Below are 18438 nucleotides of genomic sequence, written 5' to 3' on the forward strand. Positions count from 1 at the left end.
TCGGAGGAACGTTTTGAAAACGATGATTCCGGAAAAGGACGGAAATATTTATGAATGAAAAAAATGAGAAGCCGGAGAGCGGACAGGAAACGGGGACAAAAAAGTCCGGTCTCGCCAGGGAAGGGATCGCTTATCTGATCTTCGGAGTCCTGACGACGGTGATCGACTACGCGATCTCGAATCTTCTATATTATATGTGGAAGATGGATCCGGTCCCGGCCCAGACGATCGCCTGGGTGGCAGCCGTATTGTTCGCATTTGTGACGAACAAATGGTGGGTGTTTGAAAGCCACACCTTAAACCCGGCGAAGGTATGGAAGGAATTTGTCTCGTTCATTTTATGCCGGATCGCGACATTTTTATTTAACCTGGCAGCGCTGTTTATCATGGTGGATCTCATGAAGATGGAGTTTTTCATCTGCAAGCTGCTGATCTCCGTGGTGGTCGTTGTTCTGAATTATGTGTTCAGCAAGATCCTGATCTTTACAGGAGATAAAAAGAAATGATCTACGATGTCTGCCCGGCGGATGTTGGGAGTATGAAAAAGCAAAAATGATTACAGGCTGATGAAGCCGGAGGAGTTTTTACTTTATGACAGAAATAAAAGAAATCGATACGATCCCGGATGAGCCAACTGCGGATCGTCCGGAAAATCGAAGGAAAAAGCGGCAGACAACGCCGTTTTTAAAGCCGAGGGATGGTCTTCTGATCGCCTTCTTTGTCCCGGTGCTCGTCATGATCTGCATTTTCGTTCAGAGGGGGATCTTTCCATTCGGGGAGAGGTGCTTTCTGAGAACAGATATGTATCACCAGTACGCCCCGTTCTTTTCGGAGTTCCAGTATAAGCTGCGGACCGGCGGAAGTCTCCTTTACAGCTGGGATGTGGGAATGGGCGTCAATTTCGCGGCGCTGTATGCCTACTACCTGGCCAGCCCGTTAAACTGGCTGATCCTGCTCTGCCCGAAGAAGTTTATCATCGAATTTATGACGATCATGATTGTTCTGAAGATCGGACTTTCGGGGCTGAGTTTTGCCTGGTATTTAAAGAAACACAGCCAGAACTGTATCCTGGGGGTTGGGTTCTTCGGGATCTTTTATGCCCTGTCCGGATACATGGCGGCGTACAGCTGGAACATCATGTGGCTGGACTGCATTCTTCTGTTCCCACTGATCGTATACGGCCTTGAGAGACTCGTGAAAGAGCAGAAAGGCATGCTTTACTGTGTGACGCTCGGACTTTCGATCCTCTCAAACTACTATATCTCGATCATGACCTGCCTGTTCCTGGTGCTTTATTTTATCGCGCTGCTGATCATGGAAAAGCCGGGGCCGGTGAGAAAATACGTGGACAGCTGCGTCCGGTTTGGAATTTACTCGCTGCTCTCAGGCGGACTGGCAGCAGGAATCCTGCTTCCGGAGATCTATGCGCTGCAGAGCACGGCGTCCGGTGATTTTGACTTCCCGAAGGCGTGGAGCTCGTATTTCCCGATCTTTGACATGATCGCCCGTCACATCGGAAATGTGGAGACGGAGATCGGTCTTGACCACTGGCCGAATATCTACTGCGGTGTCGCGGTATTCCTCTTCTTTTTGATGTATCTCGCATGTAAGAAGATCGCAGTGAAGGAGAAAGCCGTCTACTGCGGACTGCTCCTGATCTTTTTTGCGAGCTTTTCCATCAATGCGCTGAACTTTATCTGGCATGGATTCCACTATCCGAACAGCCTTCCATGCAGACAGTCCTTCATCTACATCTTCCTGATGCTGTTCATCTGCTTCCGGGCGTATATGTATCTGGATGAGACGCCGAAAAAGCATATCGCGATCGCCTTCTGGGGGAGCGCGTGCTTTGTCCTGCTGGCGGAAAAGCTGGTGACACAGGAACATTTCCACTTTATCGTCTACTATGTGGCAATCATCTTCCTGGCGGCTTATGCCGGACTGATGTATCTCTATAAGGACGGAAAGCGGACGGTGTGCGGATTCCTGGCACTGACGCTGGTCGCAGTTGAGGCTTCGATCAACATGTCGGTGACGAGTGTGACGACAACGAGCCGTGAGTCCTACACCAGCGACAATGAGGAGGTACGGATCTTAAAGGATTCCCTGCAGCCGGCATCGGATTTCTACCGGGTGGAGAAAAAGACGAGAAAGACGAAGAATGACGGGGCATGGATGAACTTTCCGTCGGTATCCCTGTTTTCCTCAACGGCGAACGCGGATCTCTCGAAGTTCTTTAAGAAGCTTGGATGTGAATCGTCCACAAATGCTTACAGCATCACTGGAAGCACGCCGCTTGTCGACAGCATTTTTTCTGTGAAATATGCACTCTGTTCCGAGGCAGTCTCCAACACGGAGCTCATGATGTATCTGAGGGAGAGCGGCGGAACATATCTCTATGAAAATCTCTACACACTGCCGCTCGGCTTTGTCCTTCCTTCAGATATCGAGGAAAACTGGCAGTATGAGATGGATAATCCTGCGGAGGTCCAGAATGATCTCTGCCTGGTTTCCGGGGCGGATGAAGTTCTGGTGGATGCCGGCGGAACGGTGAATAAAAACACCTTCACATTCACACCGGATGAGACGGGCGAATATTATGTGTTCGTCATGAACAAGAAGGTAAAGACTGTGAAGGCGGAACTGCCGACCGGACAGAAATCCTTCAGCAACGTGGACCGCGGATATCTTCTGGAGCTTGGAACTCTGGCTCCGGGCGCAGAAGTGAAGCTCACGGCGGATGAGGCCGGCGAACAGTTAAATGCGATCGTCTACCGGTTCTCAGAGGACGCGATGATCCAGGTCTATGACCGGCTGAACCAGTCCCCGATGCATCTGACGAGCTGGAAAGATACGAAACTTTCCGGAACCGTGAGTGCGGCGAAAGCGGGAATGCTTTTCACCTCGATCCCGTTTGATAAGGGATGGACCGTAAAAGTGGATGGTGAGAAGGTGGAGACGAGAAAGGCGTTCGGTGCATTCCTGGCTATCGATGTGAGCGCCGGCGATCATGTGATCGACTTCTCCTATTTCCCGGAGGGCTTAAAGACCGGCGGTCTGATCTCAGGCGGATCCATCGTGATCCTGATCCTTCTGTGGTTTTTGCGCAGGGAGATGGATCGCCGGGAAGCGAGAAAGAGAATGAAACAGATCCGGAACATGCAGCAGGAAGAGGAAGAAGATCCTGATGAAGAACCGGAATTTGAAGAGATTCCGGATCTCGATGATGAAGATCTGACAGACACTATAAATAGAAAAGAGACAACGGAGGAACAGCTATGAAACTTTGGGGCGGAAGATTTACGAAGGAAGAAAACCAGTTAGTACATAACTTTAATGAGTCCATCTCCTTCGATCAGAAATTTTACAGACAGGATATCGCGGGCAGCATCGCGCATGTGACGATGCTCGCAAAACAGGGGATCCTCACAGAAGAGGACCGTGACGCGATCATCGCAGGCTTAAAGAGCATCCGCGAGGACATCGACAACGGAACCTTAAAGATCACAACGGAGTCCGAGGATATCCACTCTTTCGTTGAGGCGAACCTGATCGAGCGGATCGGGGATGCAGGAAAGAGACTCCACACCGGCCGCAGCAGAAACGACCAGGTTGCTCTCGATATGAAGCTCTACACGCGAGACGAGATCGACGAGATGGACGGACTTTTAAAGGGACTTCTTGAGGTCCTCTTAAAGCTCATGGAGGACAATCTTCATACTTACATGCCGGGCTTTACCCACCTTCAGAAGGCACAGCCGGTAACACTGGCGCACCATGTCGGCGCATATTATGAGATGTTCCGCCGTGACAGAGGACGCCTCGCTGATATCAGAAAGCGCATGAATTACTGCCCGCTGGGATCCGGCGCTCTTGCAGGGACAACTTATCCGCTGGACCGTGAGTACACTGCAGAGCTTCTCGGCTTTGACGGACCGACCTTAAACAGCATGGATTCCGTATCCGACCGTGATTACCTGATCGAGCTCCTGGCTGCGCTCTCCACGATCGCAATGCATCTGAGCCGTTTCTCCGAGGAGATCATCATCTGGAACAGCAATGAGTACCGCTTCGTGGAGATGGATGATTCCTACAGCACCGGAAGCAGCATCATGCCGCAGAAGAAGAATCCGGATATCGCTGAGCTGATCCGCGGAAAGGCCGGGCGTGTCTACGGCGCTCTGATGTCCATGCTGACGGTCATGAAGGGAATCCCGCTGGCTTACGATAAAGACCTCCAGGAGGACAAGGAGCTGACCTTCGACGCGATCGATACCGTAAAGGGCTGCCTCTTACTCTTCACAGGAATGGTATCCACGATGACCTTCCGCAAGGATGTGATGGAGGCGAGCGCAAAGAACGGCTTCACAAACGCGACAGACGCTGCGGACTACCTTGTAAACCATGGTGTTCCGTTCCGCGATGCACATGGAATTATCGGACAGCTGGTCCTTCTCTGCATCGATGAGAACAAGGCGCTTGACGATCTGACTTTAGAGCAGTTCAAGTCGATCAGCCCGGTATTTGAGGAAGATATCTACGATGCGATCTCCATGAAGACCTGCGTGGAGAAACGTGTGACAATCGGAGCTCCGGGTGCGGATGCGATGAAGAAAGTCATTGAGGTCTATAAGAAAGAACTGAACGGAGAGAAATAAAAAAAGAAAGGCCCTGGCTGTTCCTGCAAAATGGGATCATTCAGGGTCTTTGTATACATAGAAAATATCGGCTATATCTTTATACGAACACAGCCGCCACGGACGATACCCCAATTATCGTTCCGGGCGGCTGTGTTTCTTTTATATCGCGTTGTAAAATATAATGAGAAGAAAGTTTTTGGGAGAAGTTGGTGCGGCTTCTCCGTTCATTTGATTATTATAGCATGAATCATGCGGAATGTAAAATGATTGTTGTCGAATGAAAAATAACAAATTTTACCATTAAATGTTAATAATGCATTATATTTATTCTGTTACAGCGCATGGGCGAGGCTCATATACTGTCGTGAAAAATGTGAAAATTTGTATAGCGGCAGGGAGACCGGCGCTCATAGACAAGTGAAAACATGCTTCGTGAGTGTCCTCTTGTTATCGCGGCAGTCGCCAAGGTCTCGCGTAAGCGCAGACTTTGTCCTGTTGTTCGCGTAAATGAAAAAAGCCTGCATTCACAGGCTTTTTTCAGGGATTTTTCATCACATATATTGTTTCAATCCACAGTCGGTAATTTCACGGAGACTGACTGTGCTTTGCTTCGTGTCAGTAGGAGAATCCTTGCTGTTGTTCGTTGAATATATGGGAAGAAAGCTAAGTTTGATCTGTCCTTATCACCGCCGGAGCGGGAGAGTTTTACGAATATGGAAGGTTGTCAGATCAGCCAAGTTTCTTTAAAGCTGCTTCCATACGGTTCATACCTTCGATCAGGCTTTCCATGGAGTTGGAGTAAGCGATACGGATGTTGTCCGGAGACTCGAATGCACCGCCCGGAACAACCGCGATCTTTGCCTCGGCAAGGAGGTAATCTGCCATTCCGAAGGAATCAGCGATCTTCTTTCCGTTCCACTCTTTATCATAGAAAGCAGTCATATTCGGCATTAAGTAGAAAGCGCCGTCTGCGTTGTTGCAGGTGATGCCATCCATGGAATTTAAGCGCTCTACCAGGAATTTACGGCGTTTGTCGAATTCAACTCTCATGGATTCCACGCTGTCCTGCGGTCCGCTGATCGCCTCGAGAGCTGCGTACTGGGCGATCGAGCAGGTGTTGGATGTTGTATGACCCTGAAGAGAAGTCATTCCTTTGATGAGAGCTGCATTTCCGGCTGCGTAACCAACTCTCCATCCGGTCATGGAGTAAGCTTTGGAAACACCATTGATGACAACGGTACGCTCCTTTACTTCCTCGGAGATCGAAGCAACGCAGAAGTGTTTCTTTCCTTCATAGATCAGCTTCTCGTAAACTTCATCGGAAATAATATAGAAGTCATGTTTGCAGGCAAGTTCTGCGAGCTCTGTGAGCTGTTCTTTTGTATATACAGCACCGGTCGGGTTGTTCGGTGTGTTGATCATGATCGCTTTTGTTTTCGGTGTGATGGCTTTCTTGATACCTTCCACGTTGAGGGCGAAACCGTCTTCCTCACGGTTCTGTACGAGGACCGGAGTAGCACCGGAAAGTTTTACCATCTCGATGTAGCTGACCCAGCACGGAGTCGGGATGATAACCTCGTCACCTTCTTCACAGAGGGCAAGAACTGCATTGACGAGCGGCTGTTTTGCGCCGGTTCCGATACAGATCTCGTTCGGTTTGTAAACGACATTGTTGTCTTTTAAGAATTTTGCACAGATCGCTTCTTTTAAGTCCATGATACCGGAGACAACCGTGTATTTTGTTTTCTGGGCATCGATCGCTGCCTTTGCCGCATCACAGATATTCTGCGGAGTACCGAAATCCGGTTCGCCGAGGTTGAAGGCGATCACATCGATTCCCTGTTTTCTTAATTCAGCGACCTTTCCGGTCAGTGCAAGTGTAGCGGCCGGTTTAATGTTCTGGATCCTCTTTGTAAGCATCATAATGATTTCCTCCCTGTATGTTTTGATATTCCCCTGAGATTCGAACAATTCGTTCTTGTTTATGCTTAAATGATACCATAAGTGAATATAATTGTAAAATGTTTCTTTTTTTGATATAATATTCATAAATATTAACATTTAAATGAAAAGAATGTTACTATAAATATAGAAGAAACAGAAATGGAAAATGGTAGCTGTCAAACTTTTAGTTTTCAGAATTGAACTATTTTCAAATAATATTTCTGGACAAAAATGAAATCCTGTGGTAAAAAGCAGAAGAGAGATGAGCGTTATAAAAAAACATGTGTGAAAGCAGGATCGAAATAGAAAACTGCCGGTCCCGGCAGAAAGGAGAACGTGATGACATTTCTGGAAATTGAAGCATTTTTAAAGATCGCTCAGTGCGGAAGTTTTTCCGCGGCGGCAGAAAAATTATATATCACACAGCCGGCTCTTGGACGAAGGATCCGGGCGCTGGAGGAAGAACTTGGATATTCCCTGTTTATCCGGAACAAAGGAGTTCGCCATGTGGAACTCACGAGACAGGGACGTGCCTTTGTCGGGATCGCTCATCGCTGGCAGGCTCTCTGGAACGAGACACAGGAAGAATCGCTCCTCGGAAATGAGAAGAGTTTCTATGTTGCGAGTGTAGGAAGTCTCCTGGCATTCATGCTTCCGACCGTGTTTCAGGAGTTCATGAAAGATACGCCGGAGTGCAGCCTGCATGTGACGACACTCCATTCCAGTGATGCCTATGGGTATGTGAACAATAAGACGGTGGATATCGCATTTATCACGGATCCGATGTACTCTTCCCAGGTAAAGACGGAGATCCTGTTTAAAGAAAAGCTCTGTCTGGTCGTCGGGACGGAGCTGAAACTTCCGAAGCGGATCAGCATTTCAGACCTCGATCCACGCAAGGAGATCCGGACGCAGTGGGATCAGAATTTTGACAGCTGGCACAACTACTATTTCAGCAGTGCGGCCGTCCCGAGTGTCTATCTCGATGAAATGGGCTTTTTGCAGTACTTTACGCAGAATGGTGACAACTGGGCGTTTCTACCTGTGTCGGTTGCAAAGAGCATCTTAAAAAACACCCCGGTTTCCATCCATGAACTGGATGTGGAGCTCCCGAACCGGACCCTGTACTATCTGTACCGGGCAGGGGATGAATCTCCATATCAGGAACATCTTCTCGAGATCTGCAGGCAGAAATTAGCCGGGGAGAGCGGGATCACGCTGATGGAGCCGATCCTGAATCTATGAGTGGAGAAAAAATTCAGATTTAGTGGATCGTTTAGAGAAAGAGATCATTTGCAGAAATAAAAAGCAGCAGCATTTTCTGGAGAGAATGTCAGAAAATGCTGCTGCTTTTTTGCGGACAACGAGCCAAAGTCCGCGCTAGCGCGAGACCTTGGCGACTGTCGCGATAACAAGGGGAAACTCGCGAAGCGTGTTTTCACTTGTTTACAGGAAATTCCGATGGAACTTCCCGTCAAAAAAATGGACACAAATGGTACGCAAAATACATATCTGAAAATAGTGTAGCAGGAGATTGGCTTATGATACAAAAATGTGAAGCTTTGCGATCGCATCTGCAACCTTCGGACTTGTTGCCGGATGTGCGATCGGCGGTCCGATCGCGACACGCCGGATCAAACAGTTTAATCTTCATTCAACGGAAAAAGCAGAGGGCGAGACAAAGAAAGAAGAAGGAGAGCCTTCCTAAAATGAAAGCTCTCCTGAAAAAACGGGAAAATACTATCTCTTGTTGCTTGCTCTCCAGATATGCATCTTCTCAGCCTCTGCGATCAGCTGGTCGCGGAACTGCGGATGTGCTACGGAGATGATCGCTTCAGTCTTCTGCCATGTGGAGAGACCTTTTAAGTTTACTTTACCGTACTCAGTAACGAGATAGTGGATATTCGCACGGGTATCGGTAACGATGGAGCCAGGAGCCAGAGTCGGAACGATCCTGGACTCTAAGGTGCCGTCTTTCTTCTTGAAGGTAGAAGAGCAGCAGATGAAGCTCTTTCCGCCCTTGGAAAGATAAGCGCCCAGAACGAAGTCGAGCTGTCCGCCGGCTCCGCTGATGTGCTTGATTCCTGCGGACTCAGCATTTACCTGGCCAAAGAGGTCAAGGTCAACTGCGTTGTTGATGGACATGAAGTTGTCGAGAGACGCAATCGTGCGGACATCGTTTGTGTAGTCGACCGGTGCGGACATGCACTCCGGATTCTTATTTAAGTAGTCGTATAATTTCTTTGTACCTGCGCCGAATGCATAAACCTGACGGCCTTTGTCGATATTCTTTCTCGCGCCGGTGATCTTTCCTGCGTTTGCGATATCAACGAAAGCGTCAACGTACATCTCTGTGTGCACACCGAGATCCTTTAAGTCGGATTTTGCGATCAGAGCACCGACTGCGTTCGGCATTCCGCCGATACCGAGCTGTAAGCATGCTCCGTCCGGGATCTCCTCAAGGATCAGCTTTGCAACTGCTTCATCGACATCGCTTGCAGCTGCAGCGCCGCCCATCTCAGCGATCGCCGGGTTGTCACCTTCTACGATCATGTCAACGTGGGAGATATGAACACCTTCCTCAGTACCGCCGAAGCATACCGGCATATTTTCATTTACTTCCACGATAACGACCTTGGAGGTCTCGCAGACAGCAGCCATATGGGATGCGTTCGGTCCGAAGTTGAAGAAACCGTGCTCGTCCATCGGGGAAACCTGGAAGACAGCGACATCCGGCTTGTTCTGGGATTCTCTGTAATATCTCGGAAGCTCGGAGTAACGGAGCGGAGCGTAGTAGCAGAAGCCCTGTGCGATCGCTTTTCTCTCGATCCCGCTCATATGCCAGGAGTTCCATGTCATATGTTCAGCCGGGTTCTCGATCTTGAAGATCTCCGGTACCCACATTAAGATACCGCCGCGGAAGTTTACGTCAGTTAATTCCGGAAGTCTTTTTGCGATTTCCTTATCGACTGCGATCGGAGTTGCTGTTGTCCAGCCGTAATCGACCCAGTCACCGGATTTGATAACGGAAGCTGCTTTCTCAGCGGAAACCAGCTTTTCCTGATACATCTGTTTGAAATCCATTTTAATACCCTCTCTTTGTAACCATAAAAATATTACTGCATCTCAGAACTTTGCCGGGATCATAGGATCCGGGGCCAAACTCTGACATTATTTTATCATTATCTGCCGGCAAGGTCAAGAAATCCGGTGAAAAAGGAATAGAAAGAAATGGTAAAACATGACAAAAACAGAAAGTGACGCGTCAGAGCATAAAAGTAACTTTTGTACGAAATGAAGAGTAAAGTTCCTAATTTGTTTAGAAAAAATATATAAAAAGCTTTTGATAATGATTTGACAGCAAAACGGTTTGGTGATATGATTAGTTATACATAATATACTGCCTTGCTTATGGAAAAATATATGGTGTAGAGCTTGGCAGCGGTATGATGAGGAGGAAAAGAAAATGGCAAAGAAAGTTGTACTTGCAGGTGCATGCCGTACGGCAATCGGAACAATGGGTGGCGAATTAAGCACAGTACCGGCTCCGGAGCTTGGCGCAATCGTAATCAAAGAGGCTTTAAAGAGAGCAGGAGTTGCTCCGGAAGCTGTTGACCAGGTTTACATGGGCTGCGTAATCCAGGCTGGTCAGGGACAGAACGTAGCACGTCAGGCTACATTAAAAGCTGGTCTCCCGATCGAGGTTCCGGCTGTTACGATCAATGTTGTATGCGGTTCTGGTCTTGAGGCTGTCAACATGGCTGCTGAGATGATCCTTTCCGGTGACGCTGATATCGTTGTTGCAGGTGGTATGGAGAACATGTCCATGGCTCCGTATGCAATGATGAAAGGCCGTTACGGATACCGTATGGGCAATGCTACATTAGTTGATACAATGGTTAACGATGCTCTCTGGGATGCATTCAACAACTACCACATGGGTATCACAGCTGAGAACATCTGCGATCAGTGGGGTCTTACAAGAGAAGAACTGGACAAGTTCGCTGCAGTAAGCCAGCAGAAGGCAGAGGCTGCTCAGAAGTCCGGCGCATTCAAGGACGAGATCGTTCCGGTAGAAGTTAAGAAGAAAAAAGAGACAGTTATCGTAGATACAGATGAAGGCCCGCGTCACGGAACAACGGTTGAGACTCTTGGTAAGTTAAAACCGGCATTCAAGAAAGACGGCGGCTTAGTTACAGCTGGTAACTCCTCAGGAATCAACGACGGCGCAGCTGCAGTTGTTGTTATGAGCGAAGAGAAAGCTGAAGAGCTCGGTGTTAAGCCGATGGCTACATGGGTTGCTGGTGCTCTCGGCGGCGTAGATCCGAAGATCATGGGTATCGGACCGGTTGCAGCTACAAGAAAAGTTCTTAAGAGAACAGGCATGGAGATCAAAGACTTCGATATCATCGAGGCTAACGAGGCATTCGCTGCACAGTCTGTAGCAGTAGGCAAAGAGCTTGGCTTTGACCTTAACAAGTTAAACCCGAATGGCGGCGCGATCGCTCTTGGTCACCCGGTTGGAGCTTCCGGATGCCGTATCCTTGTTACACTTCTTCATGAGATGGAGAAAGCAGATGCTAAGAAGGGTCTTGCAACTCTTTGCATCGGCGGCGGAATGGGCTGCGCTACAATCGTAGAGAGAGACTAATCTGGGACTTTGGCAAAATCTGAGGAGAACTACATATGGGTTTTGTAAAATATGAGCAGGACGGTTTTGTTGGTGTTATCACCATCAACCGTCCGGAGGCATTAAACGCTTTAAATACAGAGGTTATTCAGGATTTAGACGCTGTTCTTGACAGCATCGATCTTGGTACAACAAGAGTGCTGGTTGTGACCGGCGCGGGTGAGAAATCCTTTGTTGCCGGCGCAGATATCGCTGCAATGAGCACAATGACTGTACAGGAGGCACGTGAGTTCAGTAAAGCTGGAAACGATGTTTTCCGTAAGCTGGAGACACTTCCGATCCCGTCGATCGCAGCTGTCAACGGTTTCGCGCTTGGCGGTGGAAATGAACTTGCAATGAGCTGTGATATCCGTTACTGCTCCGAAAACGCTATGTTCGGACAGCCGGAGGTTGGTCTTGGCATCACTCCGGGATTCGGTGGAACGCAGCGTCTCGCAAGACTGATTGGAACCGGAAAAGCAAAGGAAATGGTATATGCTGCTGTCAATATCAAAGCAGACGAAGCATACCGGATCGGTCTTGTAAACGGTGTGTGCACGAAGGAAGAACTTATGCCGACAGTTATGAAACTGGCAAAGAAGATCGCCTCCAACGCACCGATCGCTGTCAGAAATTCCAAGGAGTCCCTGACAGATGGTTATCTTTCCGACCTTGACCACGCAATCTCCATCGAAGAGAAATATTTCTCCGAGTGCTTCGAGACCGAGGACCAGAAGGAAGGAATGAAGGCGTTCCTCGAAAAGAGAAAAGTGGACGGCTTCAAAAACAAATAAATGGAACTGTTCAGTCTGAACAGCGATCAGTAAGTCTACATCATATGTTTGCATAAAGGAGATAAAATCATGAAAGTTGGTATTATCGGCGCTGGAACCATGGGTTCCGGTATTGCACAGGCATTCGCACAGACAGAAGGCTATGAGGTAATGCTCTGCGACATCAATGAGACATTTGCAGCGAACGGAAAGAAGAAAATTGCCGCTGGATTCGAGAAGAGAATCGCAAAAGGCAAAATGACTCAGGAAGAGGCTGACAAGATCCTGAACAAGATCACAACAGGCGTAAAAGATATCTGTGGTGACTGCGACCTCGTTGTTGAGGCTGCAATCGAGAACATGGAGATCAAGAAGCAGACATTCAAAGAGCTCGACGCAATCTGCAAACCGAGCTGTATCTTTGCTACAAACACTTCTTCCCTTTCCATCACAGAGATCGGCGGCGCAGTTGAGAGACATGTAATCGGTATGCATTTCTTCAACCCGGCTCCGGTTATGAAGCTGGTTGAGGTTATTGCTGGTTTAAACACAAAACCGGAAGATGTTGAAGCAGTTAAGAAGATCTCCGAGGAGATCGGCAAGACTCCGGTACAGGTAGAAGAGGCTGCTGGTTTCGTTGTAAACAGAATTCTTATTCCGATGGTCAACGAAGCAGTCGGCATTTACGCTGATGGCGTTGCTTCCGTAGAGGGTATCGATACTGCCATGAAGCTTGGCGCTAACCATCCGATGGGACCGTTAGCTCTCGGTGATCTGATCGGTCTTGATGTTGTTCTTGCAATCATGAACGTTCTTGAGACAGAGACAGGCGATCCGAAGTATCGTCCGCATCCGCTTCTTAAGAAGATGGTTCGCGGCGGCCTTCTTGGAAGAAAGACCGGCAAGGGCTTCTACGATTACAGCAAATAATAATGTAAGGGTTGCCTGACGGTGATCTTATCCCGTCAGGCAATATGCCTTTTATAACAGAAGAGTAAATTTCGAATTATTTTTTTATTACGATTGTTTATTTTTTCACAATATGTTATAATGAAAAGGCATGTACTAAATTAGGTACATCGGGGGAGTGAAGCATCCACATTCCCCCATGTTATACATGATACAATTCACAAGGAGGAACTAAAAACATGGATTTTACATTAGGTAAAGAGCATGAGATGGCGAGAACACTGTTCCATGATTTCGCCGAGAAGGAAGTCAAACCCCTTGCTCAGGAGGTTGATGAGGAAGAGAGATTCCCGGTTGAAACCGTAGAGAAGATGGCTAAAAACGGTTTCCTCGGTATTCCGGTACCGAAGGAGTATGGTGGACAGGGCTGTGATCCGCTTACATACGCTATGTGCGTTGAGGAGCTTTCCAAAGTTTGCGGTACTACAGGCGTTATCGTTTCCGCACATACATCCCTTTGCATGGATCCGATTATGACATTCGGAACAGAAGAGCAGAAGCAGAAATTCCTCGTTCCGCTTGCAAAAGGCGAGAAGTTAGGCGCATTCGGTTTAACTGAGCCGGGCGCTGGTACAGACGCTCAGGGTCAGCAGACAAAAGCTGTTTTAGACGGTGACGAGTGGGTATTAAACGGTTCCAAGTGCTTCATCACTAACGGTAAGTATGCTGATACATACATCGTTATCGCTGTAACAGGCACTGTTGAGAAACGTGGCAAAATGCAGAAAGAGATTTCCGCATTTATCGTAGAGAAAGGTACACCGGGCTTCACTTTTGGTACAAAAGAGAAGAAGATGGGTATCCGCGGATCTGCAACATATGAACTTATTTTCACAGACTGCCGCATCCCGAAGGACAACCTCTTAGGTAAGAAGGGTGAGGGCTTCAAGATCGCTATGCATACTCTTGACGGCGGACGTATCGGTATCGCTGCTCAGGCTCTTGGTCTTGCAGAGGGCGCTCTTGACAGAACAGTTGCTTACGTAAAAGAGAGAAAGCAGTTCGGCCGCACAATCGGTCAGTTCCAGAACACACAGTTCCAGCTTGCTGATATGGCAACAAAGGTAAAAGCTGCTCAGATGATGGTTTACCGTGCAGCAATGGCTAAGGCTACTCAGAAGTCCTACGGCGTAGAGGCAGCAATGGCTAAACTGTATGCAGCAGAGGTTGCTATGGAAGTAACAACAAAGGCTGTACAGCTCCATGGTGGTTATGGTTACATCAGAGAGTACGACGTAGAGCGTATGATGCGTGATGCTAAGATCACCGAGATCTACGAAGGAACAAGTGAAGTTCAGAGAATGGTTATCTCCGGCGCACTGTTAAAATAATAATTTAACAGCTGGAAGATCATAACTATAAATGAAAATAAGGAGTGAAATACAGTGAAAATCGTTGTTTGTGTAAAACAGGTGCCGGATACTAAGGGCGGCGTAAAGTTCAAACCGGATGGAACACTTGACAGAGCAGCTATGCTCACAATCATGAACCCGGATGATAAAGCTGGTCTGGAGGCAGCTCTTCGCTTAAAAGATCAGTATGGTGCAGAAGTTACAGTAGTTACAATGGGTCTTCCGAAGGCTGAGGAAGTTCTTCGTGAGGCTATGGCTATGGGCGCTGATAACGGTATCCTTGTTACAGACCGTGTTCTCGGCGGTGCTGATACATGGGCTACATCCCAGACAATCGCTGGTGCTTTAAGAAACCTTGACTATGACCTCATCATCACAGGCCGTCAGGCTATCGATGGTGATACAGCTCAGGTAGGTCCGCAGATCTCTGAGCACCTTGGTCTTCCGGTAATCAGCTATGCTGAGGGCATCGAGATCGATGGCGATTCCGTAATCGTTAAGCGTCAGTTCGATGATAGATACATGATGTTAAAGGCTAAAATGCCGTGCTTAATTACAGCACTTTCTGAATTAAATGAGCCGCGTTACATGACTCCGGGCGGAATCTTCGATGCATACAAGAAAGAGATCACCGTTTGGGGCAGAAAAGATCTGAAAGATGTCCTTGATTCCAACCTTGGTCTTAAGGGATCCCCGACTCAGATCGCTAAGGCTTCCGACAAAGTAAGAAAGGGTGCAGGCGTTAAGGAGACAAACCTTGATCCGTCCGCAGCTGCAAATTACATTGTTGAGAAACTTACTGAGAAACATGTACTTTAATTCAAAAAAAGAAAAGTGTGGTGAAAAGTGATGAATTTAGCAGAATATAAGGGTGTATATGTCTTTGCACAGCAGGTAGACAATCAGATCAGCAGCATCGCTCTGGAGCTGATCGGTAAAGGTAAAGACCTGGCAAAAGATTTAGGAACAACTGTAACAGCAGTTTTAGTTGGTTCCAACGTAAAAGGTCTTGCAGACGAACTCGGTGAGTACGGTGCAGACAAAGTTATCGTTGTTGACGATCCAGAATTAAAAGATTACAGAACTGAGCCGTATACTCATGCGATCACATCTGTTATCAACGAGTTCAAGCCGGACATCTTCTTAATCGGTGCTACAGCAATCGGTCGTGACCTTGGCCCGCGTGTTTGCGCACGTATCCATACAGGTCTTACAGCAGACTGCACACAGCTCGATATCGGAGATTTCCCGCTCGTAGCTATGCCGGGTAAAGAGCAGAAACATGGTCAGCTCCTTATGACCCGTCCGGCATTCGGCGGCAACACGATCGCTACAATCGCTTGCCCGGAATTCCGTCCGCAGATGGCTACAGTACGTCCAGGCGTTATGCAGAAGCTTGACCGTGAGGCTGGCAGAAAAGCTGAAATTGTCGAATTCAACCCGGGCTTCACTCCGGACAACAAGTACGTTGAGATTCTCGAGATCGTTAAGGCAGTATCCGACGTAGCTGATATCATGGATGCAAAGATCCTTGTTTCCGGTGGCCGTGGAGTTGGCAGCGCAGAGAACTTCAAACTGCTTGATGACCTCGCTGAGGCTATTGGCGGTACAGTAAGCTGCTCTCGTGCAGTTGTAGATTCCGGCTGGAAGCCGAAAGATCTTCAGGTAGGACAGACTGGTAAGACTGTTCGTCCGCACGTATACTTCGCAATCGGTATTTCCGGTGCTATCCAGCACGTAGCTGGTATGGAAGAGTCTGACATCATCATTGCGATCAACAAAGATGAGTCCGCTCCGATCTTCGATGTAGCTGACTACGGTATCGTAGGCGACTTAAACAAGATCGTTCCGATGCTGACAGAGAAGATCAAAGAAGCAAAGGCTGCAGCAGCTAAATAATTTACGTGAATTGTAAATGTATATAAAGTAGGCAGAGTGATTCTGCCGGTAGTGTCACAACAGGTGATGATCCCCGTCCGGGTTTCCGGGCGGGGATTTTTGCATTATGGTGTCCTTGGTTTATCCTTCGTTTGTTGATTATAATGATAGAAGACTGATAAATGGAGGATTTTTTATGTTGTATATGAGTGAACTTAGAGAGTACGGGGAATATCTGAGGGACAGGGAGATGAGTGAGAATACGGTAGGAAAATATCTGCGGGATGCGGAGAATTTTCTACAGTTTTCGAACGGAAGAGAGATCAGCAGGGAGCTGATGATGGAGTATAAATCATATATTTTGAATGCATGGAAGATATCGAGTGTAAATTCCATGATCACGGCAGTGAATTCATATCTGAAATGGGCAGGACAGGCGGAATTCTCTATCCACACCTGCCGGGTACAGAAGCAGATCTTTCGGGAGAAGAGCAGGGAGCTTGGAAAGGAAGAATATTACAGGCTGTTAAATGCAGCAGTTTCGGAAAAGAGAGAGCGGCTTTCCGGAATTCTGAGGACAATCGCGGCGACAGGAATGCGGATCGGTGAACTTCGGTATCTGACGGTGGAGACACTATCGAGACAGAAAATAGAGATCTATTTTAAAGGAAAACAGAGAGTGATTCTTATGGCGAGGTCTCTTGTGATATTTCTGCGGGATTATTGCCGGAGAAACAGGATCACAAGCGGGATAATATTTGCCACAAAGAATGGAAATCCGGTAGACCGGAGAAATATCTGGGTGGAGATGAAGGAATTATGCGAACCGGCGAGAGTACTGCCGTCAAAGGTGTTTCCACACAATCTGAGACACCTGTTTGCGAGATGCTTTTATGAGAGAGAACGGGATCTCGTGAGACTGGCAGATTATCTGGGACACAGCAGTATCGAGACGACGAGACGGTATACGATGATCACAAGTGAGGAGGCGTGTGCGCGAGAGCTGGAACTGGGACTCGCAGGGAACGAATCATGGGGCGGGGCAGAAAAAAAATAAGACGGAAGAGATTAAAAAAGGAGAACAGCCGTTATGACATAATGGGTATTATGTCATGCGGTGGCGCTGAGATCTTCGGAATTTTTATCTCCATTTCTTCGTTGCCGTAATGACGCATTAACTAAATATGCCAAAAAGAGCTCGGATTCACTGAAATTTATTGTATTTCGAGACCGTTCGTGATATGATAACTTATGTACACATATGAATTTTTAATCATTTGGTATTCTGATTACACCTCAGATACTGGATGATTAAAAAAAGTAGAACTTCCAATACGACATAATACCCATTATGTCATGAATAGAGGCGAACGGATGATGCAGGATACCATGGTCGGGAAAAAGTTTGGAAATCTGGTGGTTCAGAAGCTGGCTTACCGGGGAAAAGATTCAAAGAAATACTGGGAATGCCAGTGTGGCTGTGGCAGAGTCTGTCTTGTCCAGGAATCCCATCTGAAAAACGGTCATACGAAGAGTTGTGGCTGTCTGCGAAAAAAAAGGATGACGAACCGCTGGCTGGATCTTACCGGGCAGAGGTACGGGAGACTTGTGGTCCTGCGGCTGGCGAATCAAGATGAGATTTCAGTCTATGGTACTGGCAAGGAAGGAGAACCTGGAAAAATAGCAGAAGAAAATGCTGGGGTTTTGGGCAGACTGCAGGATCTGTGGCTTTGCAGGTGTGATTGCGGAAATGTATGCGTCTGTCAGAAGGAAAATCTCAGGGACGGAAAGACAAAGAGCTGCGGCTGTTTCCGCAATGAAACCCGACAGAAAAATATGCGCAAGGCAATTCACTTTGTGGACGGAACCTGCGTGGAGCGCATCGCGTGCCGAAAGACCTGCGTCAACAACACCAGCGGTCACCGCGGTGTATATCGGAGATCCAACGGAACCTGGCGGGCCAGCATCGGATTTCAGGGAAAAGTCTACAATCTTGGGACCTTCACTGCGTTTAATGAGGCGGTGCAGGCGAGGGTGAAGGCGGAGAAAGAGTTGTATGATCCGTTTATCAGAAGCTTTCAGGCACAGAAAAAGAAGACTTCAGGCAATGAAATTCCTTCATGTGCCGTAGGAGCAGAAAAGCAGATGGAAGAAGTTCTTGCAGAATGATTCACCCAAAGGTATGTGTACAAGTAATTGATCAATGTGTGGAT

15 protein-coding genes are annotated in these 18438 nt (G+C 47.8%); 13 read left to right on the top strand and 2 right to left on the bottom strand.

Annotated features, from left to right (window positions below):
- The first annotated feature begins 50 nt into the window (after positions 1-50).
- The 3 genes from V2546_RS08480 (at position 51) to argH (ending at position 4658) form a co-directional block, all read left to right on the top strand.
- Entirely contained in the window at positions 51-506 is a 456-nt protein-coding gene (locus V2546_RS08480; protein ID WP_118298769.1) for a GtrA family protein, read from the top strand.
- An 85-nt stretch (positions 507-591) separates the two neighbouring features.
- Positions 592-3282 (top strand): YfhO family protein, encoded by a 2691-nt coding sequence (locus V2546_RS08485; RefSeq protein ID WP_329752059.1) that lies wholly within the window; start codon positions 592-594, stop codon positions 3280-3282.
- Positions 3279-4658, top strand: coding sequence for an argininosuccinate lyase (gene argH, locus V2546_RS08490; protein ID WP_118298767.1), 1380 nt, complete (start codon positions 3279-3281; stop codon positions 4656-4658). Before V2546_RS08485 ends, argH begins: the two co-directional genes overlap by 4 nt.
- A gap of 711 nt (positions 4659-5369) precedes the next feature.
- On the opposite strand, the gene V2546_RS08495 is transcribed toward argH, so the two are convergent.
- The gene (locus V2546_RS08495) at positions 5370-6563 is read right to left on the bottom strand and encodes a pyridoxal phosphate-dependent aminotransferase (RefSeq protein ID WP_329752060.1); all 1194 of its coding nucleotides are present in this window, start codon (positions 6561-6563) and stop codon (positions 5370-5372) included.
- Between the two features lie 360 nt (positions 6564-6923).
- Between V2546_RS08495 and V2546_RS08500 the strand changes: the two genes are divergently transcribed.
- Complete coding sequence (locus tag V2546_RS08500; RefSeq protein WP_329752061.1) at positions 6924-7829, top strand: LysR family transcriptional regulator; 906 nt, start codon at positions 6924-6926, stop codon at positions 7827-7829.
- A 361-nt stretch (positions 7830-8190) separates the two neighbouring features.
- On the top strand, positions 8191-8292 hold the full coding sequence (locus V2546_RS08505) for a hypothetical protein (RefSeq protein WP_243022268.1): 102 nt from the start codon (positions 8191-8193) through the stop codon (positions 8290-8292).
- A gap of 32 nt (positions 8293-8324) precedes the next feature.
- Here the strand turns inward: V2546_RS08505 and V2546_RS08510 are convergent, their stop codons facing one another.
- The gene (locus V2546_RS08510; RefSeq protein ID WP_118530428.1) at positions 8325-9668 is read right to left on the bottom strand and encodes a butyryl-CoA:acetate CoA-transferase; all 1344 of its coding nucleotides are present in this window, start codon (positions 9666-9668) and stop codon (positions 8325-8327) included.
- A 382-nt stretch (positions 9669-10050) separates the two neighbouring features.
- On the opposite strand from V2546_RS08510, the gene V2546_RS08515 reads away from it, so the two are divergent.
- From V2546_RS08515 to V2546_RS08550, 8 genes are all read left to right on the top strand, one after another.
- Positions 10051-11235: an acetyl-CoA C-acetyltransferase gene (locus tag V2546_RS08515; protein WP_329752062.1), complete on the top strand. Its 1185-nt coding sequence runs from the start codon at positions 10051-10053 to the stop codon at positions 11233-11235.
- 35 nt (positions 11236-11270) lie between these two features.
- Positions 11271-12047 carry an enoyl-CoA hydratase-related protein gene (locus V2546_RS08520; protein WP_118530430.1) on the top strand — a complete coding sequence of 259 codons (777 nt, stop codon included), beginning with the start codon at positions 11271-11273 and terminating at the stop codon, positions 12045-12047.
- 69 nt (positions 12048-12116) lie between these two features.
- Complete coding sequence (locus V2546_RS08525; RefSeq protein ID WP_118530432.1) at positions 12117-12956, top strand: 3-hydroxyacyl-CoA dehydrogenase NAD-binding domain-containing protein; 840 nt, start codon at positions 12117-12119, stop codon at positions 12954-12956.
- Positions 12957-13174: 218 nt separating this feature from the next.
- On the top strand, positions 13175-14326 hold the full coding sequence (locus V2546_RS08530) for an acyl-CoA dehydrogenase (RefSeq protein WP_117470188.1): 1152 nt from the start codon (positions 13175-13177) through the stop codon (positions 14324-14326).
- Positions 14327-14380: 54 nt separating this feature from the next.
- Complete coding sequence (locus tag V2546_RS08535; protein WP_117470189.1) at positions 14381-15166, top strand: electron transfer flavoprotein subunit beta/FixA family protein; 786 nt, start codon at positions 14381-14383, stop codon at positions 15164-15166.
- Positions 15167-15196: 30 nt separating this feature from the next.
- Positions 15197-16246, top strand: coding sequence for an electron transfer flavoprotein subunit alpha/FixB family protein (locus V2546_RS08540; protein ID WP_118530434.1), 1050 nt, complete (start codon positions 15197-15199; stop codon positions 16244-16246).
- Between the two features lie 175 nt (positions 16247-16421).
- Entirely contained in the window at positions 16422-17282 is an 861-nt protein-coding gene (locus V2546_RS08545) for a tyrosine-type recombinase/integrase (RefSeq protein ID WP_215703219.1), read from the top strand.
- A gap of 317 nt (positions 17283-17599) precedes the next feature.
- Positions 17600-18394, top strand: a complete 795-nt coding sequence (locus tag V2546_RS08550) for an AP2/ERF family transcription factor (protein ID WP_118530438.1) — start codon at positions 17600-17602, stop codon at positions 18392-18394.
- The last annotated feature ends 44 nt before the right edge of the window (positions 18395-18438 follow it).

The organism is Clostridium sp. CM74B_53 (genome assembly GCF_036318045.1).
Classification (GTDB): domain Bacteria; phylum Bacillota; class Clostridia; order Lachnospirales; family Lachnospiraceae; genus Pilosibacter.

Coding starts and splice junctions, on each gene's coding strand:
- V2546_RS08480 (WP_118298769.1), top strand. CDS start 51: ATGAATGAAAAAAATGAGAAGCCGGAGAGCGGACAGGAAACGGGGACA.
- V2546_RS08485 (WP_329752059.1), top strand. CDS start 592: ATGACAGAAATAAAAGAAATCGATACGATCCCGGATGAGCCAACTGCG.
- argH (WP_118298767.1), top strand. CDS start 3,279: ATGAAACTTTGGGGCGGAAGATTTACGAAGGAAGAAAACCAGTTAGTA.
- V2546_RS08495 (WP_329752060.1), bottom strand. CDS start 6,563: ATGATGCTTACAAAGAGGATCCAGAACATTAAACCGGCCGCTACACTT.
- V2546_RS08500 (WP_329752061.1), top strand. CDS start 6,924: ATGACATTTCTGGAAATTGAAGCATTTTTAAAGATCGCTCAGTGCGGA.
- V2546_RS08510 (WP_118530428.1), bottom strand. CDS start 9,668: ATGGATTTCAAACAGATGTATCAGGAAAAGCTGGTTTCCGCTGAGAAA.
- V2546_RS08515 (WP_329752062.1), top strand. CDS start 10,051: ATGGCAAAGAAAGTTGTACTTGCAGGTGCATGCCGTACGGCAATCGGA.
- V2546_RS08520 (WP_118530430.1), top strand. CDS start 11,271: ATGGGTTTTGTAAAATATGAGCAGGACGGTTTTGTTGGTGTTATCACC.
- V2546_RS08525 (WP_118530432.1), top strand. CDS start 12,117: ATGAAAGTTGGTATTATCGGCGCTGGAACCATGGGTTCCGGTATTGCA.
- V2546_RS08530 (WP_117470188.1), top strand. CDS start 13,175: ATGGATTTTACATTAGGTAAAGAGCATGAGATGGCGAGAACACTGTTC.
- V2546_RS08540 (WP_118530434.1), top strand. CDS start 15,197: ATGAATTTAGCAGAATATAAGGGTGTATATGTCTTTGCACAGCAGGTA.
- V2546_RS08545 (WP_215703219.1), top strand. CDS start 16,422: ATGTTGTATATGAGTGAACTTAGAGAGTACGGGGAATATCTGAGGGAC.
- V2546_RS08550 (WP_118530438.1), top strand. CDS start 17,600: ATGATGCAGGATACCATGGTCGGGAAAAAGTTTGGAAATCTGGTGGTT.